Origin of the sequence: Mucilaginibacter galii (genome assembly GCF_014635825.1) — a bacterium.
In the GTDB taxonomy this organism is placed as follows: Bacteria; Bacteroidota; Bacteroidia; order Sphingobacteriales; family Sphingobacteriaceae; genus Mucilaginibacter; species Mucilaginibacter galii.
The window spans coordinates 84,862-109,887 of sequence record NZ_BMDO01000014.1 but is presented as its reverse complement, the minus strand read 5'-3'; the positions used below and the strand labels follow the sequence as shown (position 1 = coordinate 109,887).

General features: G+C 44.2%; 20 protein-coding genes. 9 read left to right on the top strand and 11 right to left on the bottom strand.

Annotation, left to right across the window (positions count from 1 at the left end; genetic code table 11):
- Positions 1 to 457: 457 nt before the first annotated feature.
- Positions 458 to 1,441: an FAD:protein FMN transferase gene (locus IEV61_RS19370; RefSeq protein WP_188418719.1), complete on the bottom strand. Its 984-nt coding sequence runs from the start codon at positions 1,439 to 1,441 to the stop codon at positions 458 to 460.
- A 233-nt stretch (positions 1,442 to 1,674) separates the two neighbouring features.
- On the opposite strand from IEV61_RS19370, the gene IEV61_RS19365 reads away from it, so the two are divergent.
- Both IEV61_RS19365 and IEV61_RS19360 read left to right on the top strand, forming a co-directional pair.
- Positions 1,675 to 2,448 carry a hypothetical protein gene (locus tag IEV61_RS19365; RefSeq protein WP_188418718.1) on the top strand — a complete coding sequence of 258 codons (774 nt, stop codon included), beginning with the start codon at positions 1,675 to 1,677 and terminating at the stop codon, positions 2,446 to 2,448.
- 204 nt (positions 2,449 to 2,652) lie between these two features.
- On the top strand, positions 2,653 to 3,663 hold the full coding sequence (locus tag IEV61_RS19360; protein ID WP_188418717.1) for an SDR family oxidoreductase: 1,011 nt from the start codon (positions 2,653 to 2,655) through the stop codon (positions 3,661 to 3,663).
- A 69-nt stretch (positions 3,664 to 3,732) separates the two neighbouring features.
- Here IEV61_RS19360 and IEV61_RS19355 read toward each other — a convergent pair whose 3' ends face one another.
- Entirely contained in the window at positions 3,733 to 5,247 is a 1,515-nt protein-coding gene (locus tag IEV61_RS19355) for a serine hydrolase (RefSeq protein WP_188418716.1), read from the bottom strand.
- A 103-nt stretch (positions 5,248 to 5,350) separates the two neighbouring features.
- On the opposite strand from IEV61_RS19355, the gene IEV61_RS19350 reads away from it, so the two are divergent.
- On the top strand, positions 5,351 to 7,531 hold the full coding sequence (locus tag IEV61_RS19350) for a S9 family peptidase (protein WP_188418715.1): 2,181 nt from the start codon (positions 5,351 to 5,353) through the stop codon (positions 7,529 to 7,531).
- A gap of 377 nt (positions 7,532 to 7,908) precedes the next feature.
- Here IEV61_RS19350 and IEV61_RS19345 read toward each other — a convergent pair whose 3' ends face one another.
- Positions 7,909 to 8,331, bottom strand: a complete 423-nt coding sequence (locus tag IEV61_RS19345) for a single-stranded DNA-binding protein (protein ID WP_188418714.1) — start codon at positions 8,329 to 8,331, stop codon at positions 7,909 to 7,911.
- Positions 8,332 to 8,334: 3 nt separating this feature from the next.
- Positions 8,335 to 9,405 (bottom strand): A/G-specific adenine glycosylase, encoded by a 1,071-nt coding sequence (gene mutY, locus IEV61_RS19340; RefSeq protein WP_188418713.1) that lies wholly within the window; start codon positions 9,403 to 9,405, stop codon positions 8,335 to 8,337.
- A gap of 178 nt (positions 9,406 to 9,583) precedes the next feature.
- Between mutY and IEV61_RS19335 the strand changes: the two genes are divergently transcribed.
- The 4 genes from IEV61_RS19335 (at position 9,584) to radA (ending at position 14,187) form a co-directional block, all read left to right on the top strand.
- Positions 9,584 to 9,886: an HU family DNA-binding protein gene (locus tag IEV61_RS19335; protein WP_188418712.1), complete on the top strand. Its 303-nt coding sequence runs from the start codon at positions 9,584 to 9,586 to the stop codon at positions 9,884 to 9,886.
- A 4-nt stretch (positions 9,887 to 9,890) separates the two neighbouring features.
- Positions 9,891 to 10,781, top strand: coding sequence for a tetratricopeptide repeat protein (locus IEV61_RS19330; RefSeq protein WP_188418711.1), 891 nt, complete (start codon positions 9,891 to 9,893; stop codon positions 10,779 to 10,781).
- A gap of 232 nt (positions 10,782 to 11,013) precedes the next feature.
- Entirely contained in the window at positions 11,014 to 12,564 is a 1,551-nt protein-coding gene (locus tag IEV61_RS19325) for an Rne/Rng family ribonuclease (protein WP_188418710.1), read from the top strand.
- A gap of 186 nt (positions 12,565 to 12,750) precedes the next feature.
- On the top strand, positions 12,751 to 14,187 hold the full coding sequence (radA, locus tag IEV61_RS19320; protein ID WP_188418709.1) for a DNA repair protein RadA: 1,437 nt from the start codon (positions 12,751 to 12,753) through the stop codon (positions 14,185 to 14,187).
- A gap of 121 nt (positions 14,188 to 14,308) precedes the next feature.
- Here the strand turns inward: radA and IEV61_RS19315 are convergent, their stop codons facing one another.
- On the bottom strand, positions 14,309 to 15,691 hold the full coding sequence (locus tag IEV61_RS19315; protein WP_188418708.1) for an NHL repeat-containing protein: 1,383 nt from the start codon (positions 15,689 to 15,691) through the stop codon (positions 14,309 to 14,311).
- Positions 15,692 to 15,992: 301 nt separating this feature from the next.
- Here IEV61_RS19315 and IEV61_RS19310 point away from each other — a divergent pair, with 301 nt between their 5' ends.
- Together IEV61_RS19310 and IEV61_RS19305 are read left to right on the top strand one after the other, a co-directional pair.
- On the top strand, positions 15,993 to 16,445 hold the full coding sequence (locus tag IEV61_RS19310; RefSeq protein WP_188418707.1) for a DUF4920 domain-containing protein: 453 nt from the start codon (positions 15,993 to 15,995) through the stop codon (positions 16,443 to 16,445).
- Between the two features lie 50 nt (positions 16,446 to 16,495).
- Entirely contained in the window at positions 16,496 to 17,434 is a 939-nt protein-coding gene (locus IEV61_RS19305; RefSeq protein ID WP_188418706.1) for a retropepsin-like aspartic protease, read from the top strand.
- A 302-nt stretch (positions 17,435 to 17,736) separates the two neighbouring features.
- Here the strand turns inward: IEV61_RS19305 and IEV61_RS19300 are convergent, their stop codons facing one another.
- From IEV61_RS19300 to panC, 6 genes are all read right to left on the bottom strand, one after another.
- Positions 17,737 to 18,450: a hypothetical protein gene (locus IEV61_RS19300; protein ID WP_188418705.1), complete on the bottom strand. Its 714-nt coding sequence runs from the start codon at positions 18,448 to 18,450 to the stop codon at positions 17,737 to 17,739.
- 110 nt (positions 18,451 to 18,560) lie between these two features.
- A complete protein-coding gene (gene carB, locus IEV61_RS19295) occupies positions 18,561 to 21,380 on the bottom strand; it encodes a carbamoyl-phosphate synthase large subunit (protein ID WP_188418704.1) in 2,820 nt (939 codons plus the stop codon).
- 217 nt (positions 21,381 to 21,597) lie between these two features.
- Positions 21,598 to 22,575, bottom strand: coding sequence for an energy transducer TonB (locus IEV61_RS19290; RefSeq protein ID WP_188418703.1), 978 nt, complete (start codon positions 22,573 to 22,575; stop codon positions 21,598 to 21,600).
- 58 nt (positions 22,576 to 22,633) lie between these two features.
- Positions 22,634 to 23,620 (bottom strand): toxin-antitoxin system YwqK family antitoxin, encoded by a 987-nt coding sequence (locus IEV61_RS19285; protein ID WP_188418702.1) that lies wholly within the window; start codon positions 23,618 to 23,620, stop codon positions 22,634 to 22,636.
- Positions 23,621 to 23,649: 29 nt separating this feature from the next.
- A complete protein-coding gene (panD, locus tag IEV61_RS19280) occupies positions 23,650 to 24,000 on the bottom strand; it encodes an aspartate 1-decarboxylase (protein WP_157542497.1) in 351 nt (116 codons plus the stop codon).
- Positions 24,001 to 24,034: 34 nt separating this feature from the next.
- Positions 24,035 to 24,874, bottom strand: coding sequence for a pantoate--beta-alanine ligase (panC, locus tag IEV61_RS19275; protein WP_188418701.1), 840 nt, complete (start codon positions 24,872 to 24,874; stop codon positions 24,035 to 24,037).
- Positions 24,875 to 25,026: the final 152 nt, after the last annotated feature.

Here is a 25,026-nt window from a genome sequence, read left to right as displayed (position 1 = left end):
CCGTTGTATCCTGTATCGCCAATACCAACTTACCCTTAACAGAAGCGCTACAACGATCAGAGAGTTCGTCCACTAACTTACGTTCGCTGACCTTTTCATGATGTAGCAGACGATAATATGCCTTTTACTCCGCCCTTGTCAAAGACAAAGACTGAATGCTGCTTCGGCCTGACCTGAATAATCTTTTATGTAGTTCTTCACCCCGGCGCTCTATCCGTTTATCTCCGAACCTATCTCTGTAATCCGCATTCTGCATCCGCAAAAATACAGCTTATACTTGTGGGTACACCGTAGTCCTCGGGGAGGGGTGCGGCTGAATAGTGTAATGGCAGGGGGGGGGTTGATAAGTATGGTTAATGAACTGCTCCATTAGACCCCTCCCTGCCCTCCCGAGGGAGGGAATTGAATAGCGCTTTAATTGTTATATCATTGCAATGACATACCTGTACCAGCCCTATCAAAGCCTATACCTTTTCAAATTCAACCGGTATGTTATCACCCGTCCATCATCCGTAATCATAATACAACTGTAGCCCGGGTGCTTTTTAATTAACTGCAGACCTTTAGTTTTTCCTAACACCATCATAGAAGTGCTCAATCCATTGGCAACTTCGGCGCTTGGGCCAAATACGGTTACGCTGCATAAGCCGGTAACCGGGTAGCCCGTGGCAGGGTTAATTATATGCGAGTACCGCTTCCCGTTAAACACTACAAACTTTTCATAACTCCCCGAAGTTACCACGGCGCTTTTTAACAAAGGCACTATGGCCAGCAGCGTATCTTTGTGCATAGGGTTGGTAATTCCTATGTTCCAGGGTTTGCCATCAGGTTGCTGGCCCCAGGTACTCATATCGCCAGAACCATTCACAATGCCCGAATTTATGCCTTTAGCCAGCATCATATTACGGCAGCGGTCGGTAGCGTAGCCTTCGCCCAGGGCACCGAAGCCTATTTTCATGCCTTTATATTTCAGAAATATAGTAGAGGCCTTAGCGTCAAGTACAATGTTTTGATAGCCTACTTTTTCTACCGATTTTTTGATGGCTTCGGGAGTAGGCATACTGGTCATGGAGCCATCAAACTTCCATATCCGGTCCATAGCCGCAAAGCTGATGTCGAAAGCACCATTAGTTATTTTTGACAGGTGCAGCGCCCGCTGAGTTAACGCAAATACTTCGGGGTCTACCTTTACCGGGGCAATGCCGGCGTTCCGGTTTACCTGCGAAATCTGGGTATTGGGCCGCCAGTCGGAGATCAGGTTTTCTATGCGGGTAATTTCTGTAATAATGGTATCAATGTTTTGTTCGGCTGTTAAAGAATCCTTAGCCACAAGAGTAATATCAAAGCGGCCACCCATGAGCAGCGTAGTCCTTTTGCGTAGTACCTGTGCAAAGGAGCTGGTGCCAATTATTATCAGCAGGAAGAGTAAAGTTTGTTTCATGAAGTAATTTGGAAACGCTTTAGCTCAAAAAACATTTCCCTGCAAAGAAAATCAAAAATTAATTATATGCTAACCATGATGATTGGTGCAATAAAATCACTTACTATCAAACCATGTAGTGGGTTAACGTAAGTGTAAATTAGTGAGAGTGTTAATGTAAATTTAATATGGCTTTATCGTGCTCATTCCAGAGTAAATGCCGACTTTTGCTGCAAATCATACTTATCACCAATATGTACTATAAAGCAAAATCTGCAACCCTTCTTTCATTATCGTTAATGGTTGTGTTATTTTACGCATCATGCCGTAAAAACGAAGCTAAGGATCCTATCGATGCCATTAATAAAAAAGACATTAGTGTTAAAATGGCAAAGGGGCTGTACGAAAGCTTTACAGGCGCAAATTCTTCCATTAAAAAGACAGCTGCTTCTAAAGAAGGGGTAAAGGCAGTAAATACTACCCAGTGCGGTTTATCAACAGACTCTGTAGTGAACACAACTATCAACGTAGCGGCAGATGCAACTAAATACACCGTTACCGGCCATATTAATATTAAATATATTTGCGACCAAAATAACTGGAACACCATAGGCTATACTCTTACTGATAGCTTGCACACCGTACGTAGTACGCCGGTATCTAGTGAAGATGCAACCGTAGTTGATAAGTACGATGCAATTACTAAAAATTATAATTACGGAGTGGTTACGGTAAATGGGGTTCAAAAATCGCATATCATATTTACCAGCAATTACCCTTCGCCGGTAACTACAGATCAAAATAATAATTTCACCCTGCAAAACATGGTGGTTGAGGCCTTTGCCTCTAAAAGTGCCGATATTACTTCGGGCAACGCATTATTTGTAGTGCAAGGTAAAATAAATGGAAATGCCTATAATTTTTCAGGAAACATCAAATTCTTAGGTAATCATAAAGTGCTGGTTACTTTTTTAGATGAAGCCTATAATGTTAACTTGTTGTCTGGCGAAGTTACCGCTGCAAAGTAAACAGTTAAACCATTCATTTAACAACAAAAGCTTCTCACTACTGAGAGGCTTTTGTTGTTAAATGTACTTGGCGCCTCAAAACACATTCTTTTACTCTTATCAAGAGTATGCCGCTATACTTGACCAAATTTAGTTTATAATTTAAAACCAACCTTTAAACGATTGGTTATTTGATTATTAATTAAATATAGAAGACCGTCAATTATGAGTGAAGAAAATAAAATGAGCCGCCGCAAAGTATTGGGTGGCTTAGGGGCAAGTTTAGCGGTAGCTACTGTATTGCCTGCTTTTGCAGCAGCAGATAGTGCGTCAACCTCAGCATCATCAGCACCTGAAGGATTGCAGGATCCCACGACCATGTATCCCAAACCACCGTTTAAAGGGCAATCGCAACCATGGCCGGGTCTGGCAAGCCAAATGGAGCCGAAGCCCGATCATGGCGAAACCAGTTACAAGGGATCGGGTCGTTTAAAAGGGCGTAAGGCACTAATAACGGGTGGCGATTCAGGCATGGGCCGTGCAGCAGCCATTGCCTATGCGCGTGAAGGTGCCGATGTGGCTATTAACTACTTACCTGCCGAAGAAGCCGACGCTAAAGAAGTAATTGCCTTGATCAAAGCCGCAGGGCGCAAAGGCATTGCCATCCCCGGCGATTTGCGCGATGAAGCGTTTTGCGTACGTTTGGTTGAAGAAGCGGTGCGTGGTTTAGGTGGTTTAGATATTTTGGTAAACAACGCTGCCCGTCAGCAAACCCGGAAATCTATATTAGATGTAACCAGTGCCGACTTTGATGCCACCATGAAAACCAATATTTATGCACCTTTTTGGACCACCAAGGCGGCATTACCTCACTTAAAGCCAGGTTCAGCCATTATAGCTACCACTTCTGAGCAAGCATACGATCCATCGCCCGATCTGTATGATTATGCCCAAACCAAGGCGGCTACCATGAATTACGTGAAATCATTGGCTAAACAACTTGCTTCAAAAGGTATCCGTGTTAACGGCGTAGCTCCGGGACCAATCTGGACCCCGCTGCAAGTAAGCGGCGGTGCTACCCAGGAAAAATTAAAAATGTTTGGCGGACAAACCCCTATGGGCAGGCCCGGTCAGCCGGTGGAGTTGGCTTCGATTTATGTGCAGTTAGCTGCCAGCGATGCCAGCTATGCAACGGGTCAAGTATACGGCTCTGCCGGAGGAGGCGGTCAGCCATAAATTATGATCTTTAAATGTGAGTATGTGTAGAAACAACAAAGCCTTTCGTGTAAATGAAAGGCTTTGTTGTTATTTCTTTTTAAACTCGTAAGGGGTGTACTCTACAAAATCGGCCACTTTTACCTTTAAGCTTACCACCTTATTATTTTGTACCGTGAAAGGGAAAACCGCTTTGCCAAAAACTGGATCAGAAAAAGTGACATAAAAGCGGTTGCCACCCAGTGGTTGTAATTTGGCAAACATTTTAGGATGATGCTCAAAACGCACTTCCAGGTCGTTTAGCTCGCCTTTGGTAATGGTGAGGTTCCCATACAGGTCATTACTGTATTTGCCGGTATAATCGTTTAAACTAAGTGCAGGGCGCAGGTTTAACATCACCGTATCACGTTTGAGTTTATCGGTTTGCAAATCGCGCTGTTGTTGTGCTTTTACTGCTGTAAGAGCCTCGTTGCCATGGTTAACGTTAGACTGTTTCAGGTAGGCATCAATAATGTCGAGGTTCAGGGTTTCTATCAGGTCGTTTTGATCGCTGTTGGTCAATATTACAATGCCCAGGTTTTGATCGGGTATTAAAGTAACTGATGATACAAAGCCGTTTACGCCGCCGGTATGCATTACCATGCGGTGGCCCTTGTAGCCCTGTAAAAACCAGCCCAATCCATAGGCACTAAAGTTAGCATCATCATCATTTCCCACTAAAATTTGTGGTTGGCGGGTGGCTCTAATAGCGGCGGCCGGTATCACTTCTTTATTACCCACTTTGCCGTTGCCCAGTAATGCCAGCATCCACTTGCACATATCGGTAGCTGATGAACTCATGGCCCCGGCAGGGGCCATGTTGTCTATCTGCGCGTAAGGTATAGCGGCCAATCGCCCATCAATCAAAGTGTGCGCAGCCGATTTGTTGAACGACGTAGCCAGGTCTTTAGTCAGCGTTAGCGTACTGCTCATGCCCAGTGGTGCAAGTAACGTTTCTTTAATGTAAGCTTCCCATGGTTTGTTAGTTACCTTCTCTATGACCTCGCCTGCGGTTAAAAAGGCGGCGTTAGTATATCCCCAGCTGCTTCTGAAGGGATAAATAGCCTTTACGTGGCTCATTTTTTCTACTATTTCCTTACGGGTAAGGTTACTGTTCCAGTAAGTAAAATCGCCCTGAAAGGTGCCAAAACCAATACGGTGGCAAAGCAGATCGCGCAGGGTGGTCATTTCGCCGGCGGGCTTGTTATCCAGTTTAAAATCGGGCAGGTATTTGGTTACCTTATCATCAAGGTTTAATTTCTTTTGTGCCTGTAGCATGGCCATAGCCGTGGCGGTAAAGGCCTTGGTATTGCTGCCTATCATAAACAGGGTGTTTTCATCTACCTTGTTGTTAAGTCCCAGTTCTTTAATGCCGTAGCCCCGGCGCAGTACTATGCGGCCGTCTTTCACAATACATACAGCAGCACCTGGTATACGCCAGTTGGTAAGCGACCGGTTAATGTAATTATCAAGACTATCGTTTATAAACTTGCTGCGGTTTACGTTTTGAGCATGCGCAGCAAACTGGAACAGGGATAAAAGAAGGAGCAGGTGAATTTTTTTCATGTAAGCAAAACCGGTATAATGGTATTAAAATACTAATTTAACGCAATTTTTAAGGTCGCATTATATCATGGGGCTAAGGTAGTTTTAAAAATCTTTTACTGTAATGAACATTAACATTTACCGGTCGGTTTTTTCTGTTTTTTTAGTAGCGGCTATTGCGCTGATGCAAAGCCCTGTACAAGCGCAAGGTTTGCAATGGGCTGCCGATGGCTATCATTATTACAGCACGCAAGGCGGCGAGGTAGTAGAGCTCGACATCCGCGATGCGGCTAAACGCAATGTGCTGGTAAGCCGTGCAGCCTTAACCGCCGAAGGCAAAAGCGCCATCCCGGTAAGGCGTTTCTTTTTTTCAGACGACCGCCAGAAGGTTTTGATCAATACCAATACCAAACGCGTTTGGCGTCAGGATACACGGGGCGATTATTGGGTGTACGACCTGCAGGCCAAAACGTTTAAACAACTGGGTAAAGGCCGTCCGGCATCATCGCTCATGTTTGCCAAAATATCGCCCGATGGTACCAAGGCCGCTTACGTAAGCGAGCATAATATTTACCTGGAAGATTTGGCCACAGGCAACATTAAAGCCTTAACTACCGATGGTACCGCACGTTTGATCAACGGTACGTTCGATTGGGCTTACGAAGAAGAATTTGACTGCCGCGACGGTTTCCGCTGGTCGCCCGATAGCCGTAACATTGCTTACTGGCAATTGGATGCCAGCAAGATTCGTAATTATTTAATGCTGAATACCACAGATTCGGCCTATTCTTACACCGTACCCGTAGAATACCCCGTAGCCGGAACCGACCCCAGTTCTTGCAAAATAAAAGTGGTTAGCGTGGCCGATGGTAAAACTACCAATATCAACGTGCCGGGCGATGCCGTGCAGCACTACATTCCCCGCATGGAATGGGCCGGTAATGGAAATGAATTGATATTGCAGCAATTGAACCGTCCGCAAAACGAAAGCAAGATCTTTATTTGCAATATCTCCAGCAATGCATCACGCGTAATTTACCAAGAAAATGATAAGGCTTGGATAGATGCCAAAGAAGACCCGATAGGCTGGGACTGGGTAGATAAAGGCAAAAAATTTATTTGGCTGAGCGAAAAGGACGGATGGCGCCATGCTTACAGCATTGATCGTTTTGGCCAAACCAAGCTGCTAACCAAAGGCAACTACGATGTAATTAGCATTAACTTGATCGATGAAACCAATGGCTTTATTTACTTCATGGCATCGCCAACTAATGCTACCCAGCGCTATCTGTACCGTGTAAAACTGAGCGGCGGCGAAGCACAACGCATATCGCCGGCCGATCAGCCGGGTACGCACCGTTACGATATTGCACCTAATGGTTTGGTAGCTATCCACTCGTTTAACAATAGCTACACCGTGCCCGTGCGCGAAACTGTAAACTTGCCCGACCATAAACCTTTAGACGGCAAGCCAACCTCTATTAAGGTAGATGCAACAGCCGCTAAGACTAAACCCGAATTTTTTACCCTTACCACTGCCGATGGTGTGAGCATGGATGGCTGGATGATGAAACCCACCAACTTCGACCCGGCTAAAAAATACCCTATCGTGTTTTACGTTTACGGCGAGCCTGCTTCGGCAACTGCAAGCGATACCTATGGTGCCGGGCGTAACTTTGAGTACGCAGGCGATATGGCTGCCGATGGCTATATTTACGCATCGATGGATAACCGCGGTTCGCCGGTACCAAAGGGCCGTGAGTGGCGTAAGGCAATTTACCGTAACATTGGCCAGCTAAACGTACGTGATCAGGCCATGGGCGCTAAAGAACTGTTTAAGAAAAATGCTTTTATTGATACCTCGCGTGTGGCGGTATGGGGCTGGAGCGGCGGCGGTTCATCAACGCTTAATCTCATGTTCCAATACCCCGAAATTTACAAGACCGGTATTGCGGTAGCCGCCGTGGGCAACCAGCTCTCGTACGATAATATTTACCAGGAGCGCTATATGGGCGTACCCACCGATGATGAAGGCCGTTCTTATTTTATTAAAGGATCGCCGGTTACGTATGCCAAAAACTTGAAAGGCAACCTGCTTTATATTCATGGTACCGGCGATGATAACGTACATTACAGCAATGCCGAGCAACTCATTAACCAACTCATCAAATACAACAAGCAGTTCCAACTGATGTCGTACCCTAACCGCACCCACGGTATATCTGAAGGGGCAGGTACAAGCCAGCATTTAAGCACGCTTTATACACAATATTTAAGAGAGCACTGCGCACCCGGCGGGAGGTAAGCCCCTCCCCAGCCCTCCCCGGGAGGGAGGAGGTTAAAACCCTTCCAATTGCGAGCGATAGCGAAGCAATCTCTGCGTAGAACGGTAGCCTGTTTACCTTTCGTGCTGCGATTGCTTCGGTTCTTGCAGTAAATATTAATCAGCATTGTCATTTTGAACGACAGTGAGAAATCCTGTTAGAGCTACTTGTAGTCAACCTGCTTAGTCGAACAAGATTTCTCGTTAGCACTCGAAATGACAGCTTATACAAAGAGCTTAAAGCCAATCAAAAGTCCTCCCTCCCGGGGAGGATTTAGGAGGGGCCCTAAAACAAACAAAGCCCTCTCTGGCGTACCAGGAGGGCTTTTTCTATAAAACTCAAGTTTGTAATTGGCTAATTAAAATGGCAGGTCGTCTGCATCGGTGCGGCTGTCGTAATCGCTGTCGGCGTCTTCGCTTTTTAAAGAGTGACGTGTTTCGTTTTCAAAATCGCTTTTGCGCCCTAAAATGGTAAAGTTCTCTGCAATAACCTCGGTAGTGTACTTTTTAACACCGGCTTTGTCTTCAAAAGAACGGGTACGCAATTTACCTTCAATATAAACCAATTTACCTTTTTGCAGGTACTTGGCGGCAACATCGGCCAACCCGCGCCACATTACAATGTTGTGCCATTCGGTTTGCTCAATTTTGCGGCCATCCTTGTTAAAACTTTCTGAGGTAGCCAATGGGAAGCTCGCTACTGATACACCTCCTTCAAGGTACCGAACTTCGGGGTCTTTGCCTAAGTGACCCACTAAAATTACTTTGTTTATTCCAGACATTTATTAGATAGAAAAGAGAGAATTGTTTTCAAATTTAAAAAAATTAGTTAGAAATAAAAAAATGATTTTAGGTAATGCCAATTTTTTTAGGTTTTCTACGTTGGTGTAAAACCAGTCAGCTTCCATAAAATGGGGCTCATTCTCAAGCCAAATAAATCTGATAATTAACCGCTGATGCGTTAAAACGTGTTTTTGCAGGCCATACACTTCTTTTACTGTTACTTTGCTTCCAAAGTATATTTTAGTTTTTTCGAGCTCCAAAATTTCACTTATAGTTAATAAGTCATCGCTCTCTATTAAAGGTAAATCATAAAGGCCGTTCCATATATCGCTCCCTGTACGCTTGTTCATCAATACTTCGCCATTCTTAAAAGTTAAAAAGTAATTAAAAAAGCGCTCTTTAACTTTTACCGTTTTTAATTTAACCGGCAGGTAAGTAGTGGCATTAGTTTTAAAAGCTTCGCAGCCTATGCGCACCGGGCATGTACCGCATGCGGGGTTCTTAGGTTTGCACAGCATAGCGCCAAACTCCATCATGGCCTGGTTATGTATACTAGGTTGGTTACGGTTCAATACATCGTTAGCCAAAAGCTTAAACTGCTTTATTCCCTTGGTGCTGTTAATAGGCTCATTTATGCCAAAATAACGTGCCAGTACCCTGAAAACGTTACCATCAAGCACGGCATGGGCCTCATTAGCCGCAAAAGATGATATGGCCGAAGCCGTGTAATCACCAATACCTTTCAGCTTGATCAGATCCTCGTAAGCCGATGGAAATTTACCATTAAATTGTGCCTGAACCAGCTGTGCCGTTTTGAGCATATTGCGGCCCCGGGAATAGTAACCCAGGCCCTGCCAAAGCTTCAAAATATCATCTTCGGTGGCGTTGGCAAAGTCGGTTACCGTAGGGTAATGTGCCAAAAAACGGTTAAAATAGGGCATTCCCTGTTCTACGCGGGTTTGTTGCAGTATAATTTCAGAAAGCCAGATCACGTAGGGGTCGGTAGTGTGGCGCCAGGGCAGATCGCGCTTGTTTTCCTGGTACCATTGCACCAGCTCGTTGGCAAAATTCATGTGGTGCAAGTTTAAGAAATAGCCATTGGCTAACCACTAATTTGTTGGTTTGTTTGCAGTTGTTTTGGGTGGGCTTCAAAAAAAACCATCTTTTATTTCAAACTTTACTTTTAAACCCATACTTTTGCAACCCCAAAACAGTTAAGTATTTACATAAATAATTAATAGAAAAACAGATATGACTAAGGCGGAAATTATAGCTGAAATATCAACTAAAACAGGGATTGAGAAAGTTGATGTTCAGGAAACTGTTGAGGCGTTTTTTAAAGTAGTTAAAACTTCGATGGTAAGCGGCGAAAATGTATACGTGAGAGGTTTCGGAAGTTTTGTAGTTAAGAAAAGAGCTAAGAAAACTGCCCGTAACATTTCAAAAAACACCGCAATTATTATACCTGAGCACTTTGTACCCAGCTTTAAACCCGCCAAAACTTTTGTTGAAAAAGTAAGAACAGGTAATAAAACTAAAACAACCAAAGCTTAATTAAATGAACGTTAAACAAATAGTTTCTGTAGTAGCCGTTATTGCGGTAATGGGCTATTTGTATACACAGCCCGTTAAAGGCTTAGTTAAGCAGGAAGGCAGCCACGATGGCGGCCCCCAGGCTGCACCGGGTCAAACTGAGCAGCCTGCTAAAGCAGCTGTTAATGTAACGGTTGATATGGTGTCTATCCCGGCAAAAGCTGCTATTGGAGCTAACCTTGCCGGGCCCATTAATACATTGGAAGAGTCGCTGAAAAAGGCAAACTCACCTGCCGAAAAGCAGAAATTGCAGTTAGCCCTTGCCAAGCAATGGGACGACGCGGGACAGCAGGCACCGGCAGCGTTTTACTATCAGGATTTAGCTGAAGCTAAAAACAGCTTCGAGTATTGGTTAAATGCGGGCAACCGTTTTAACGACGCTTACAAGTTTACACAGGATACCGCAACGCAGCCGGCTTTTGTAGCCAATGCCATTAAGGCTTTTAAGAAAGCAAGGGTTTTGAAACCGGCCGATCTTACAGCACAAACAGGTTTAGGTATAGCGTATGTTAACCAAACCAGCTTAGGTATTACCGATGCTGAAGGCGGCTCGCCAATGCAGGGTATTACTTTGTTGCTGGATGTAGTAACTAAAGACCCTAACAACCGGAACGCTAACTTAAACTTAGGGCAGTTTGCCATGAAATCTGGCCAGTACCCTAAGGCTGTGGAACGTTTCAAGAAGATGATTGCACAGAAGGAAGAAGTAGAACCCTACTTTTACCTGGCAGAAAGCTATAAACAGCTTGGCCAAAAACAGGAAGCTATTGCGGCCTACCAAAAATGTAAGGAACTGATGGCCGACCCAGCAATGAGTCAGCGCATTGATGACTATATTAAAGAATTAAAAAATTAAATAACCTTAAAAAAAAGTATTATGCCAAGCGGTAAAAAACGTAAAAGACATAAAATGGCTACCCATAAACGTAAAAAACGTTTAAGAAAAAACAGACATAAGAAAAAATAAACCGTTTTAACGGTGTATTTGCCTGTTACTTACTTTGAGTAGTAGCAGGCAAATTTTTTGTGTTTGTTTTATCCTCAAATAGCATGCGGCTCTTCGCCGCTTTGAAGAAATGGAGTAGCAGTTGATTAAAGAATTAATTATTGATTCGACCCCAGCTGGAGCTACCATTGCCCTGTTACAGGATAAACAACTCGTAGAACTTCATAAAGAGCAAATTTCCAACAATTATACGGTTGGTGATATTTACTTAGGCCGCGTTAAAAAAATAATGCCCGGTCTGAATGCTGCTTTTATTGATGTAGGTTACGAGAAGGATGCTTTTTTGCACTACCTGGATTTAGGTCCGCAGGTGCAAAGCCTGCTCAAATTAACCAAACAGGTACGTGGGGGTAGTTATCAATCCAAATTGCTGGATGCTTTAAAGCTGGAAAATGATATTAACAAATCGGGTAAAATATCTGAAGTGTTAACCAAGAACCAGCTTATCCCGGTACAAATTGCCAAAGAGCCAATTTCAACAAAAGGCCCGAGGCTAAGTGCCGATCTGTCTATTGCCGGACGCTATGTAGTGCTGGTGCCGTTCTCTGATGTGATCTCTATCTCAAAAAAGATAAAGAGCAACACCGAACGTACTCGCCTGCGCAAAATAGTAGAAGGTATAAAGCCAGCCAATTTTGGGGTAATTATTCGTACTGTATCTGAAGGTAAAGGGGTAACCGAAATGCAGAAAGACCTGCTGGATTTAATATCCAAGTGGGAATCTTTTATGTTGCGTTTACCTGCTACCGAACCGGCCAAGAAAATATTGGGCGAAATTGACCGTACCTCTACTTTGTTACGTGATATTTTGAACGCCGATTTTCAGCATATACATGTAAATGAGCCTTCGATCTTCGAAGAGATCAAATCTTATGTGCATGATATATCGCCCGATCTGGAAAATATTGTTCGCCTGCATAAACACCGCGACCCTATTTTTGAACATTACGGTGTAGAAAAGCAGATCAAATCTGCTTTTGGAAAAACCGTAAACCTGGCCGGAGGTGCATACCTGGTTATAGAGCATACCGAAGCATTACATGTAATTGATGTTAACAGCGGCAATCGTACAGCCAATAAGGAGAATCAGGAAGATAATGCCTTCCAGGTAAATAAAGAGGCGGCAAGGGAAATTGCACGCCAGTTACGCCTGCGCGATATGGGCGGCATTGTGGTAGTCGATTTTATTGACATGCACAAGCCTACCAACCGTAAGGAGCTGTTTGACTATCTGCGCGATGAAATGGTGCACGATAGGGCCAAGCACACCATTTTGCCGCCGAGCAAGTTTGGTTTGGTTCAAATTACCCGCCAGCGCGTGCGGCCCGAAATGAACATTGTAACCAACGAGGTATGCCCAACCTGTAAAGGTACCGGCACCATACGCTCCAGCATATTGCTGATAGATGATATTGAGAACAATTTCAATTACATCCTGGTAGAGCAAAATGAGAAAAGCATTACGCTTTGTGTACACCCGTACATTGAAGCCTATATTAAGCAAGGCCTCATAAGCCGCCAAATGAAATGGTATTTCAAATACGGACAATGGATCAAGGTAAAGGCTAACCCTTCTTACCAGATCACCGAGTTCAGGTTTTTGAATGCCAAAGATGAAGAGATCAAATTATAGATTTCGGAAATCGGATGTTCGACTTCGGATGTAGATTACAAATACTATTTAAAAGGCTCCTGAAAATGGAGCCTTTTTTTATTTGCGGAAATACCTAATTTAAGCTAACTTTATTAGTATAATTTGTAATTTTACGTACAATTATGTAATCCGAAATCGAACATCCGATTTCCGGAATCAGAAAGAATGGCTAAAACAAAATCAGCATATTTTTGCCAAAGCTGCGGCTTTGAGGCGCCCAAATGGCTGGGCAAATGTCCGTCGTGCGGGCAATGGAATACCTTTGTAGAAGAAATTGTAGATAAACCTAACGCGGCAGTACCCAACTGGAAAAGTATCAGTAATGGGTCTACTTCTTTGCAGCGTGCCAATAAAGCTGTACAGGTAACCGATATTACCTACAGCGAAGAGCACCGCATTTTAACCCCCGATAAAGAATTGAATCGTGTGCTGGGCGGCGGTATTGTGCCGGGCTCTTTGGTGCTTATAGGTGGTGAGCCGGGCATTGGTAAATCTACCCTGATGCTGCAACTGGCGCTCAGTATGCCCGCGGCTAAAATTCTTTATGTATCGGGCGAGGAAAGCGACCGGCAGTTAAAAATGCGAGCTGAAAGGATAACCCCTCAACCCGCCAATGGGGGAGCAGCCGGTGTTATTGGCCAGGGTTGTTTTGTACTTACCGAAACATCTACCCAAAATATATTTAAGCAGATAGAGCAATTACAACCCGATTTGGTGATCGTTGACTCTATACAAACGCTGCATTCTGCACACATTGAGTCAACGCCGGGCAGTGTATCGCAGGTACGCGAGTGCACGGCCGAACTGCTGCGCTTTGCTAAGGAAAGTTCCACACCGGTGTTTTTGATAGGGCACATTACCAAGGATGGTATGATAGCCGGTCCTAAGATACTGGAGCATATGGTAGATACTGTATTGCAGTTTGAAGGCGACAGGCACCATGTGTACCGCATACTCCGAGCTATCAAAAACCGTTTTGGATCGGCTTCCGAGCTGGGTATTTATGAAATGTTAGGTGCAGGCTTACGCGAGGTATCTAATCCATCAGAGATACTACTATCACAACGCGATGAAGCCCTGAGCGGCATCACGATCAGCGCCACGCTGGAAGGCTTGCGGCCTATGCTTATTGAGACGCAGGCATTGGTGAGTACTTCGGCTTATGGAACGCCTCAGCGTTCGGCTACGGGCTTTGATACGCGGCGTATGAATATGTTGCTGGCTGTGTTAGAAAAGCGCTGTGGTTTCAGGCTGGGTAACCAGGATGTGTTCCTGAACATCACCGGAGGTATCAGGGTAGAAGACCCGGCCATTGACCTGGGTTTGGCTGCGGCAATAATTTCCTCCCATGAGGATATGCCTATTTCTTCTAAAACCTGCTTTGCAGGTGAGTTAGGCCTCTCGGGCGAGATCAGGGCCGTAAACCGTATAGAGCAACGCATAGCCGAAGCACAGAAGTTGGGCTTCGAACAGATCTTTATCTCTAAATATAACCTGCCCTCGGGTAAAAAAGATAATAACCAGTTAGACCTGTCGCACTATAACATCGAAATTAAAGCGGTGAGCAGGATAGAAGAAGTTTTCGGACTGTTGTTTGGATAAAGTGGTCAAAGAATAATATTATCATTTCAAACGATAATCCCTTAATAGCATTCAAGGTGGTAGTAAAACAGAAAAGGGCCGATAGATTATATCAGCCCTTTTCTGTTATAAGTTGTACAACCTACTTGGTGGTTGCGGTTAGCTTACGTATACGGTTATTGTTGTAATCGGTTACATAAATGTTCTTACTGGCATCTACCGCAATGCTGGTAGGGCTCGAGAACAGGGCAGTGGTTTTAGACCCATCTAAAAAGCCTGTTGTATTGACTTTGCCAGCCAGCGTGAATAAGATGTTTTGGGTATTAATAAATAAGATACGGCCTGTTTGATCGGTAATGTACATATTGCCTTGTGCATCAATAGCAATGCCCGATAGGTTGTTTAATAAAGTTGTAGTAGCGGTATTGCCAATTAATGTGCTTACTACACCAGTTGGTGTAACCTTGCGCAGTGCAACGTTGCCCTGGTCGGTTACGTAAATGTTTCCTGTAGCATCGGTAGCTACACCTACCGGGCGGTTAAAGGTGGCTACAGTAGGGCCATCGCCATCGGTTAGTGCCGGGGAGCCTGTTCCTGCTAAAGTGCTCACAACACCTGCCGAGGTTATCTTGCGGATCATATTGTTATTTCTATCGGCCACATAAATGTTTCCTGTAGCATCGGTAGCTATACCCTGCGGTGCGTTAAAGCGGGCGGTGGTACCTGCACCGTTCACGTAACCGGCTAAACCGGTACCGGCCAATATGCTCACTGTACCAGTTGAAGTGATCTTGTAAACCGCATTATTACCCTGGTCGGCTACGTACAGGTTACCGCTGCCATCAAAGGCCAAACCCTGCGGACTGTAAAACTGTGCCGTGGCAGTTGTGCCGCCGCTAAAGCCTAAAGTGCCCGAGCCTGCAAAGGTAGTGGTAACACCGGCAGGCGTAACTTTACGGATAAGGTGGTTAAAGGAGTCGGACACGTAAACGTTGCCTGCAGCATCTACCGCAATGCCTTGCGGATTATTGAACGATGCAGCCGTACCGGTACCATTGGCCAGTCCCGGAGTGCCGTTACCGGCCAGGGTGGTTACGTTAACGGTAGTGTCGGCCGTTGTGGCGCTGGTGGTAAACCTTACAACGTTGCCATAGCCTACGCCGGCATCGTTTTGTATATAAGCCCTCAGGTAATAGGTGGTATTGGGCGTTAAGCCGGTAATGGGGCTTTTAAACACATAATTGGTACCATCGCTGGTTTTACTATCGGTAATAGATGGGGTTTGATTGGTGGCGCTGTAACAAACTCCGGTAGCCGTAAGCGAAAAAGACGATCCCAGGTTTGTGATAGTGCCCCCGCTTAAAGCCGTAGTAGGGGTTACATTGGCCAGTATGGTTGTGGTAGAAGCCGAAGGTATTACGTTTTCAACGTCACTGCTTTTATTGCAACTGGTGTAAACACAGGCCAGTGCTACCAAACCGGCCAGCAGGGTATTTTTAATGGGGTAAAAGTTGTTCGAGATCATAAAAGTTTATTCATCAAAGCTGGTTATTAAGCCTAACTGTATGGTAAGTACGTTAATTGTGTAACGCACGTTACTTTTAAGGCTAAATAAATTATTGCGCAAATTACTCATTAATAAGCTGTATGAAAGCACATACTTGTAATTATGATGCTAATTACGCACTCTCGAACCGTTATCCGGCATTTTCAATTGTTAAAAATTGTTAATGAAGAGCGCTGGCACAGCAGAAGAGTACTAACATCTGCTTTTTCCTGAAACCATGACACTTTGGTATTGTTGTTGAAATAGAGCCGACGAAATCATGAAATATATAATACTTAGCATAGTTGCCCTTTTCTTTATGACCGGTGCTTCGGCACAAAAATCTACACCATTACCTCACGGAATGGTGTTTGGCAGTAAACCCAGTACTATTGGATTAATGCCCGCCTCCAAACTTGAAGATTTTATGGGTAAGCGTACGCGTACCAGTGCTGCCATTAGCGGGGTGATATTAGATGTTACCAAGACTAAAGGCGGTTGGTTTACGCTTGATGCTGGCAGGGGCCGAACCATTGCCGCGCATTTTAAAAATTACAGCGTAGTGTTGCCTAAGGCCATTAAAGGCCGCGAGGTTATTATATCGGGCGTGGCCACTAAACAGTTTACCGCCGATGATCAGCAGCAGTTAGCCGGATCGAAAGAACATGCCGTAAAGATTAACCCTAAACAACGCCTGGCATTTGAGGTAGTGGGGCTAATGGTAAATAAATAGCATTTACTGTAACGATTACGGTTGGGCTGCGTCTTGTGGTTAAATTAAAAATGAGTTACGCCGCAATTTTCAATTTCCGGGTATGTATTGGCCTGTGGATTTTCGCCATTTTGGCGATTCCGGCTTTTGCCCAGCAAGATACCGTTGCGGTAATTCCATTTTTTGTGAAGCAGCAAAAGATCTATTTTAAGTGCAGGGTTAATAACTCTGATAGTTTAACTTTTTTGTTCGATACAGGTGCTTCGCCTATGGTTATTACCGATAGTATTGCGCTAAACCAATTGAAAATGGTGATGGACAGCAAAGTGGAAAACCAGGGGGCAAATGGCATGAGCACGGTAAAAGCCAGTACTAATAACCAATTGATGCTGGGAGGTATAACGCTTAGCGGAATCAGGTTCCTATCCATACCTTACCCCGGCCATCCGTTTGATGGTGTGCTGGGGATTGATGTGATGAAACGTTATGTAATTAAGGTTGATTACCGGAAGCATAAACTGCTGTTTTTTAATAAAGACACTTTTAAGTATAAAGGCACCGGCAGCGCAGCTAAAGTAAAACTCATTGAGCATGTGCCTGCCATATGGGGCACTGTGGTGGTAGATCATAAACGTTACAAAGGCTGGTTTGAAATGGATACAGGCTCAGATGCGGCTGTAGATCTCACCAGTTCTTTTGTTAACCGCCACCACTTTCGCGATAAATTAAAGACCATAGCCATTAGTACTGCCTTGGGGTCTGACGGTAATAAAAGCGAACTCTACATTGTGCGTATGCCCGAAGTGCGGTTGAACAATTACCGTTTTTACGTAATCCCCACAGGCTTAGCCACCGTAACCAAAGGCCTCATGGCATCGCCCAATTTGCAGGGAGTATTAGGTAACAACTTTTTAAAACGATTTAATATCACTTACGACTTTTCGAGAAACAGAGCATACCTGGAGCCTAACGATCTATTGCACAGCCCTTATTTTGACTGGCTGAATTGATACGGGACGTTAATCTGCCGCAAGTTTACAACTTGTGGTGATGATGTTGGAAGGTTTAACCTTCCGGCAATTGCCGCCACGAGTTACGCTACGCTAAACTCGCGGGAGCGTGTGGTGTCTTGTAATCTTTCTCCTGTAATTTACCACAAGCAGGACGCTTGCGGGAGCGAGGGCAAATACGCTCACAAAAAAAGGACAAAGAATTTTCATCCTTTGTCCTTTCTAAAAGTCTTTCATTCAAAAATTTTATCCGCTGAAGTACAACCACCCATTTATACAGGTGGCAGAATTAATTAGATGTTTTAAATCTTTAACATTTCTTTAAATTCCTCAAGAGACATTTCGAAATAGCCATCCTTTAATGCCTCAGTTATATAACTTTCATCATCCATTGGAAAAATAAAGCGAATAACGTCCTTACCGTCAACTTTTTGCGAATTGTATATAAAAACTTTATTAATTGGCCACTTTGAGGCAAAGCTGTTAGTTAAATGAACACCTATTTCGTTGTCGTATGCTTTATCTTCCTGTGATTCTATATTCGGCAGAAAACTATCGTAAATATTAGTTTTGACATAGATGTTTTTACCAGATTGCACATTGGCTTTTTTTATAATATCATTATACTGCTGTTCAGTAAAGGCAAAGTAATATACTTTCGAATATGATTGCCAGTCCTGTTTGATATGAGGATATTTCCAAGCACCAGTAACATCTTCATACATTAAAATATAGTAATTTTTTCCATCTTGTTTGATAGTAGCCCATTGCATCCACTTAAAATTATCCAAGTGACTTTTGTCTTCAACTGTTGGATTTTCATCACTTGAAATAACGTTCGGATTACTAACCCATTTACCAGTAACTGCACTTTTTCTCCACCCGGTGGCTTTCGTGATTTTAACTGCTTTGCTATTCAAAGATAAGTTAGATCGGTCTTCTCTTGATTGAGCAAAACCCGACATGCATGTAAATACAGATACAGCGATTAGAATAAATTTTAGATAGATCTTCATGCCATAAATTTGCAAATAATAATAGATCTTTAAACACCCGTCAACAAAAAAAGGACAAAGAATTTTCATCCTTTGTCCTTCCTCTATAAGTCTTTTATCTAAAAAACTCCTTACTTGCTCAAATACATTGATTTTTCTTTGTACAAGTGGCGAAAATATGGGTCTTGCAGGTTAGGGATAAAGCGGATCGCCTCGCCAGTCGATTTCATTTCGGGGCCAAGCTCTTTGCTTACTTCGGGGAACTTATCGAAAGAGAATACAGGTTCTTTAATGGCGTAACCTACCAGTTTACGTTCTATGGTAAAGTCGGTAAGCTTGTTTACGCCCATCATTACCTTGGCGGCAATGTTAATGTAAGGTACATCGTATGCCTTGGCAATAAACGGCACCGTACGTGAGGCCCGCGGGTTGGCTTCTATCACGTATACCTTATCGTTCTTAATGGCAAACTGTATGTTCAGCAAGCCCTTTACATTTAAGGCTTTGGCTATTTTAATGGAGTATTCTTCCATTTGCTGTAATACGGTTTCGCTCAAATCGAACGGTGGCAACACGGCGAAAGAATCGCCTGAGTGGATACCGGCAGGCTCGATGTGTTCCATCATCCCAATGATGTGTACGTTCTCACCATCACAGATAGAATCCGACTCGGCTTCAGCAGCACGGTCGAGGAAGTGATCGATGAGTACACGGTTGCCAGGCAGTGCTTTCAGCAGGTTTACTACCGCACGTTCAAGGTCTTCATCGTTGATCACAATGCTCATGCCTTGTCCGCCCAGTACATAACTCGGACGAACCAGCACCGGGTAACCTACCTTGTGGGCAACTTCAATAGCTTCTTCAGCGCTTTCGGCTACGCCGTATAACGGGTAAGGAATGTCGAGGTCTTTCAACAGGTCGGAGAAACGGCCGCGGTCTTCGGCAATATCCATATCGTTAAACGAGGTGCCTATGATCTTAATACCGTGCTCTTGCAGCTTTTCGGCCATTTTAAGCGCAGTTTGGCCGCCTAATTGTACAATGACACCTTCCGGTTTTTCAAGGTCGATAATTTCGCGTACATGCTCCCAAAATACCGGCTCAAAGTACAGCTTATCGGCCATGTTAAAGTCGGTAGATACGGTTTCGGGGTTACAGTTGATCATGATCGATTCGTAACCAGCTTCTTTAGCCGCTAACAAACCGTGCACACAACTGTAATCAAACTCAATACCCTGGCCAATACGGTTAGGACCCGAGCCTAATACGATGATCTTTTTCTTGTCCGAAGGGATGGATTCGTTCTCGCCTTCGTACGTAGAATAGTAATATGGCGTTTGCGCCTGGAACTCAGCCGCGCAGGTGTCTACCATTTTATAAACGCGGTTAATGCCCAAGGCTTTACGGCGCTGGTAAACATCTTCTTCGGTGGTGTTTACGCCTAATATCCAGGCAATCTGCACATCCGAAAAACCTTTTTGCTTCACCGTGCGGAATATATCTTCAGGAATATTATTTACCGAGTAGCGGCGCAGTTCGGCCTCCAGGTTAACAATTTCTTGTATTTGGTTTAAAAACCAACGGTCTATCTTGGTTGCTTTACGTACCGATTCAATAGGTACACCCAAGCTCAGCGCATCATAAACGTGGAACAACCGGTCCCAGCTTGGATGCTCCAGGCTGTGCATAATTTCTTCCAGGTTACGGCTCTGGCGACCATCGGCACCCAAACCTGCGCGGCCGATCTCCAAACTCTGACAAGCTTTTTGCAAAGCCTCGATAAAGCTACGGCCAATACCCATAACCTCACCAACCGATTTCATTTGCAGACCCAGTTCTTTGTTGGCGCCTTTAAATTTATCAAAGTTCCAACGGGGAACTTTTACAATTACGTAATCTAACGTTGGCTCAAAGTAAGCCGAAGTGGTTTTGGTGATCTGGTTTTCTACCTCGTCCAAATTGTAACCTATGGCCAGCTTGGCAGCAATTTTAGCAATTGGGTAACCGGTTGCTTTTGACGCCAAGGCAGATGAACGCGATACCCGCGGATTGATCTCAATAGCGATAATATCCTCGTTGGCTGGGTTAACCGAAAACTGCACATTACAGCCACCTGCAAAGTTACCAATGGCGCGCATCATCTTGATAGCCTGGTTACGCATTTCCTGGTAGCAGCGGTCGCTCAGGGTCATGGCCGGGGCCACGGTGATCGAGTCGCCGGTGTGGATACCCATCGGGTCAAAGTTCTCAATAGAGCAAATGATGATCACGTTATCGCGGTTATCGCGCAGTAACTCCAGCTCATATTCTTTCCAGCCTAAAACAGCCTGCTCCACCAATACCTCATGGGTAGGCGATGCTTGCAGGCCACGACTTAAGGCCGCGTCAAAATCTTCCTTCTTATGCACGAAACCTGCACCTTTACCACCCAGCGTATAGCTTGGGCGTATTACCAGCGGGAAACCAATTTCCTGTGCGCCTTCTTTACCTTCTAAAAAAGAGTTGGCAATTCTGGATTTAGCCACGCCTACGCCAATTTCTACCATTAACTGGCGGAAAGCTTCGCGGTTTTCAGTTTTCTCAATAGCTGCAATATCAACACCCACTATCCTTACACCATATTTAGTCCAAATGCCGCGCTCATCTGCTTCTATACACAGGTTCAACGCAGTTTGGCCACCCATTGTAGGCAATACGGCGTCTATCTGGCGTTCGCTTAAAATTTGCTCTAAGCTTTCGCAGGTAAGGGGCAGCAGGTACACATGGTCGGCAATAACCTTATCGGTCATGATGGTAGCCGGGTTGCTGTTGATAATGGAAACGGAGATGCCTTCGTCTTTTAACGAAAGGGCGGCTTGTGAACCGGCGTAGTCAAACTCGCAGGCCTGACCAATAATGATAGGGCCTGAACCGATGATCAGTACCGATTTGATGGAGGTATCTTTGGGCATAGTAGTATTTAGCAGTTTGTTAAGCGTTCATGGATCTTAGTTCATGGTTCATGGCTTTTAAACTTGCTATGAACTATGAACCATTGACTATGAACCGTTCTAATTCTATGCGCTGAAAACAAAAAACCCGACTTCAGCGTCGGGATGCAAAGATATAAGAATGTGGGTTACGCGTGTTAAAAATTTGATTATTTAACATAGCGTAATATAACAGCATTTATCTGCCCAGTGTAAACACCACAGGTACGGTATAAACAGTCCTTACAGGGCGGCCGTATTGGATGCCCGGATTCCATAATGGGCTTTGTTTTACAACCCGCAAAGCCTCGTCGCAAAGCACCTGGGCAGGCGCAAGGCCAACAACTTTTATACTGGTAAGTGAACCGTCTTTTTCTACAATAAAAGATACGTTAACCCTGCCCTGCAAATTTTTTATTTGAGCTTCTGCAGGATAACGCAGCATTTTTGACAAAAACTTATTAAAACTTTGTACACCACCGTTAAATTCGGGTAAGGCATCGGCATGAGTATAAGTATAACTTCCGCCGTTACTACTCGTAGCTTTACCTTTTACAAATTTGCCATTATAATACGTTTCGTTTACCAGCAAACTATCGTTCTTTCCAACAGTAAATTGCCATTCGCCATCTTTTACGCCATTTTTAATGTCGCCTTCAGCGGTAACTTTGGTGTACTTACTATCGTAAATCTTTTGATGGCCGCTTCCGTTGGCTACCAGGGGAGTGCCACTGGTATCGTTTAAGGTGATTAGGAGATAATTTTGGTTTGCTATGATCTTGTTTTTGTTGAGCGAATCGGGGTAATTGCGCACTTCACTTACTTTACCGTTTTGGTAATAGTAGATCTGCTCATTGGCAAGTAAGCCTTTATGATAGTTTAAAACGTTTTTACGTGGACCACTCTCATAAAAACTTGTGCATGGTCCTTCCAGCTTAATAGGATCAATGGTTGAGGTTGTGCCCAAACGGCGGGGTTTACCGTTGGGGTAGTATTCCAGTAGTTTATATAAAACTGCACCAGAATCGGGTTCGCGTACAATCCGGATGTAATCGGCACTATCGCGTTGCTTAACTTCTACGCCATTGTTTTTGATAAAGTAAACATTTTGACGTGCCTGCTGTGCATAGCCCGAAATGCCCGCCAGTGTAAGAATAAGGGTGAATAAGGTTTTCATGGTGATGATTAATTACCGTTAAAAATAGGATAATTAATACAACCAGTTGTAAAGTAAATTACTTTTTAACTGCCGCTTTAGGCGCCGCCGGCAATACCCCAAACGTAGCCTGAACTATCCAGGAATTAGCCACCGGCATGCCGTTCTGTATAGCCGGTTTCCATGTGGGCGATGAATTTACCGCATCGGCAAGTTGCTTGGCCAGTATAGGCGAAATATTACCGAGGAATTTGCCGTTGCTCACCCGGCCATCTTTACCAACAGTAAAGGCCAATACGCCCATGGTACCTTTTTGAGGTAGGTTGGTAGGATACTTGAATTTCTTTTTTACGTACGCTAAAAAAGCGGCATCACCTCCCTTAAACTCAGGTGCTTGTTGCCTTTTAGTGTAAGTATACTTAACACCGGTAGCGGTGGTACTCACGCCCGATACAAATTTGCCGTTACTGTAAGTATCAGCGTATGTAACTTTTTCGCTGGGGTAGCTGCCGTGCCATTCGCCGTCGGGGTAACCGTTTTTAAGCGGACCTTCTTCACTAACGGTTTTGGTGGCCCAGTTATAATCAATATAGCGGCCATTGCCATCGGTAGCTAAAGTGGTACCGGTGGTATCGAGGCAACTGGTAATGTGTATGTTTTGCTCGGCGGGTACGGTAGATACGGTATCGTAAGTAATTGCGGCGTGCAGCTTTCCATTAGGATAAAACAAATAGCCCGGGCCAAGTAAACGGCCGCCGGCATAAGTAAATACCGATTCGCGCCTGCCGTTGGCGTAGTAAGTAACACACTGATCCTCGAAAGTAGCCGGGTCTATAGTGGATGATTTACCCATTAATTTAGGCTTGCTGTTGCGGTAATAATCTACAATGCTAAACAGGGTAGAGCCCGAATCGGGCTGGCTTACAACGCGTATGTAGTCGGCACTGTCTACTGTAGGAACTTTATAACCGTTATTGTCAAAGTAAAATACCTGCTGGTATTTAGCCTTTTGGGCAAAGCAAAAACTAACGGTAAATAAGCAGCAAAGGGCTAATAAATATCTCATGGTCAATCCGATTAATCAGGGCTCCTAATCTATCGAATTAATTTATTATCTGTGTCTGGAAAAATTAAAATAGGTTCGTACTTGCGGGCCTCGTCCATATCCATAGATGCGTACGACATAATGATCACAATATCGCCTACCTGTGCCAGCCTTGCGGTAGCGCCGTTTAAGCATACGGTGCCGCTGCCGCGTTCTCCCTTTATTACGTATGTTTCAAAGCGTGCGCCGTTGTTATTATTAACAATCTGCACCTTTTCGTTAGGGATAATGTTTGCTGCCTCAATTAAATCTTCATCAATCGTAATGCTGCCTACATAGTTCAATTCGGCCTGCGTTATTTTAGCACGATGTATCTTAGATTTTAAAACTTCAATAATCATAAAGCAAAGTTAGTATTAAAAATTACAGCAGTAATCACCGCATTATCACATTATCTATTAGCCGGGTATGGCCTACACGTGCTGCTACCAATGCAACTATATTTTGGCTGTTTGTAGTAGCAGGGTGCAGCGTTTGCCCGTCGGCCAGCTCAAAGTATTCAAGTTCTGTACCGCTTTCATTGTCAATTAATTCAGCCGCTTGTTTCGTTACCTGGTTCAAAGGTTCACCTGCTTCAAAATCGGCTTTAGCCTGGTTAAGCGCCCGCGAAAGCACTAAGGCATGTTGGCGGTCGTTGGCCGTAAGGTGAATATTTCTTGAGCTCATGGCCAGGCCATCAGTTTCGCGCTCAATAGGGCACATTACCAGTTTAACCGGCAGTTTAAGCCTTTGTATCATTTGCTCTATTACCATTACCTGCTGGTAATCTTTTTGACCAAAAAAAGCCAGGTTGGGATGAATGATGGTAAACAGCTTGTTAACCACCTGCATTACGCCCTGGTAGTGCCCCGGCCTGAATTTGCCTTCCAGTAAATGTTCAAGCTCGCCTATGTCTAAATGCCAGTTCTCATGGCCGGCATACATTTCGCTCACGGGTGGGTTAAATAAAACATCACATCCGGCTTGTTGCAGTTTGGCAATATCGGCCTCAATAGGGCGGGGGTATTTTTCCAGGTCTTTAGGATCGGTAAACTGTGTGGGGTTTACAAATATACTGCAAACCACTACCTGTGTTTGCTGCCTGGCTTGCGCTAATAAAGAGAGGTGGCCCTGGTGTAAAGCGCCCATAGTAGGCACAAAACCTACTTTTTGCCCTGCATCCTGCAGCTGCTGCAGGTACTGGCTAACCTCATGTTTGGTGGTAAATATTTTCAACTAAAAAAATAATTAAAAAAGTGGGCAAAGGTGTGTAATTACTTCATCAATACCAAAAGTACTTGCATAATTCGTTGATAGTTCATAAGATAATGTGTATATTTGCACACTCAAATTTTTTTGACTTCTTACATATAACTTAATATTGATAT

What these genes read in the sequence shown, in the direction of transcription:
- IEV61_RS19335 (WP_188418712.1), top strand. Translation starts at nt 9,584, where the DNA reads ATGACTAAGGCGGAAATTATAGCTGAAATATCAACTAAAACAGGGATT.
- IEV61_RS19285 (WP_188418702.1), bottom strand. Translation starts at nt 23,620, where the DNA reads ATGAGATATTTATTAGCCCTTTGCTGCTTATTTACCGTTAGTTTTTGC.
- IEV61_RS19315 (WP_188418708.1), bottom strand. Translation starts at nt 15,691, where the DNA reads ATGATCTCGAACAACTTTTACCCCATTAAAAATACCCTGCTGGCCGGT.
- IEV61_RS19290 (WP_188418703.1), bottom strand. Translation starts at nt 22,575, where the DNA reads ATGAAAACCTTATTCACCCTTATTCTTACACTGGCGGGCATTTCGGGC.
- panD (WP_157542497.1), bottom strand. Translation starts at nt 24,000, where the DNA reads ATGATTATTGAAGTTTTAAAATCTAAGATACATCGTGCTAAAATAACG.
- IEV61_RS19370 (WP_188418719.1), bottom strand. Translation starts at nt 1,441, where the DNA reads ATGAAACAAACTTTACTCTTCCTGCTGATAATAATTGGCACCAGCTCC.
- IEV61_RS19330 (WP_188418711.1), top strand. Translation starts at nt 9,891, where the DNA reads ATGAACGTTAAACAAATAGTTTCTGTAGTAGCCGTTATTGCGGTAATG.
- IEV61_RS19310 (WP_188418707.1), top strand. Translation starts at nt 15,993, where the DNA reads ATGAAATATATAATACTTAGCATAGTTGCCCTTTTCTTTATGACCGGT.
- IEV61_RS19305 (WP_188418706.1), top strand. Translation starts at nt 16,496, where the DNA reads ATGAGTTACGCCGCAATTTTCAATTTCCGGGTATGTATTGGCCTGTGG.
- IEV61_RS19350 (WP_188418715.1), top strand. Translation starts at nt 5,351, where the DNA reads ATGAACATTAACATTTACCGGTCGGTTTTTTCTGTTTTTTTAGTAGCG.
- IEV61_RS19300 (WP_188418705.1), bottom strand. Translation starts at nt 18,450, where the DNA reads ATGAAGATCTATCTAAAATTTATTCTAATCGCTGTATCTGTATTTACA.
- radA (WP_188418709.1), top strand. Translation starts at nt 12,751, where the DNA reads ATGGCTAAAACAAAATCAGCATATTTTTGCCAAAGCTGCGGCTTTGAG.
- IEV61_RS19355 (WP_188418716.1), bottom strand. Translation starts at nt 5,247, where the DNA reads ATGAAAAAAATTCACCTGCTCCTTCTTTTATCCCTGTTCCAGTTTGCT.
- IEV61_RS19345 (WP_188418714.1), bottom strand. Translation starts at nt 8,331, where the DNA reads ATGTCTGGAATAAACAAAGTAATTTTAGTGGGTCACTTAGGCAAAGAC.
- IEV61_RS19365 (WP_188418718.1), top strand. Translation starts at nt 1,675, where the DNA reads ATGTACTATAAAGCAAAATCTGCAACCCTTCTTTCATTATCGTTAATG.
- carB (WP_188418704.1), bottom strand. Translation starts at nt 21,380, where the DNA reads ATGCCCAAAGATACCTCCATCAAATCGGTACTGATCATCGGTTCAGGC.
- mutY (WP_188418713.1), bottom strand. Translation starts at nt 9,405, where the DNA reads ATGAATTTTGCCAACGAGCTGGTGCAATGGTACCAGGAAAACAAGCGC.
- IEV61_RS19360 (WP_188418717.1), top strand. Translation starts at nt 2,653, where the DNA reads ATGAGTGAAGAAAATAAAATGAGCCGCCGCAAAGTATTGGGTGGCTTA.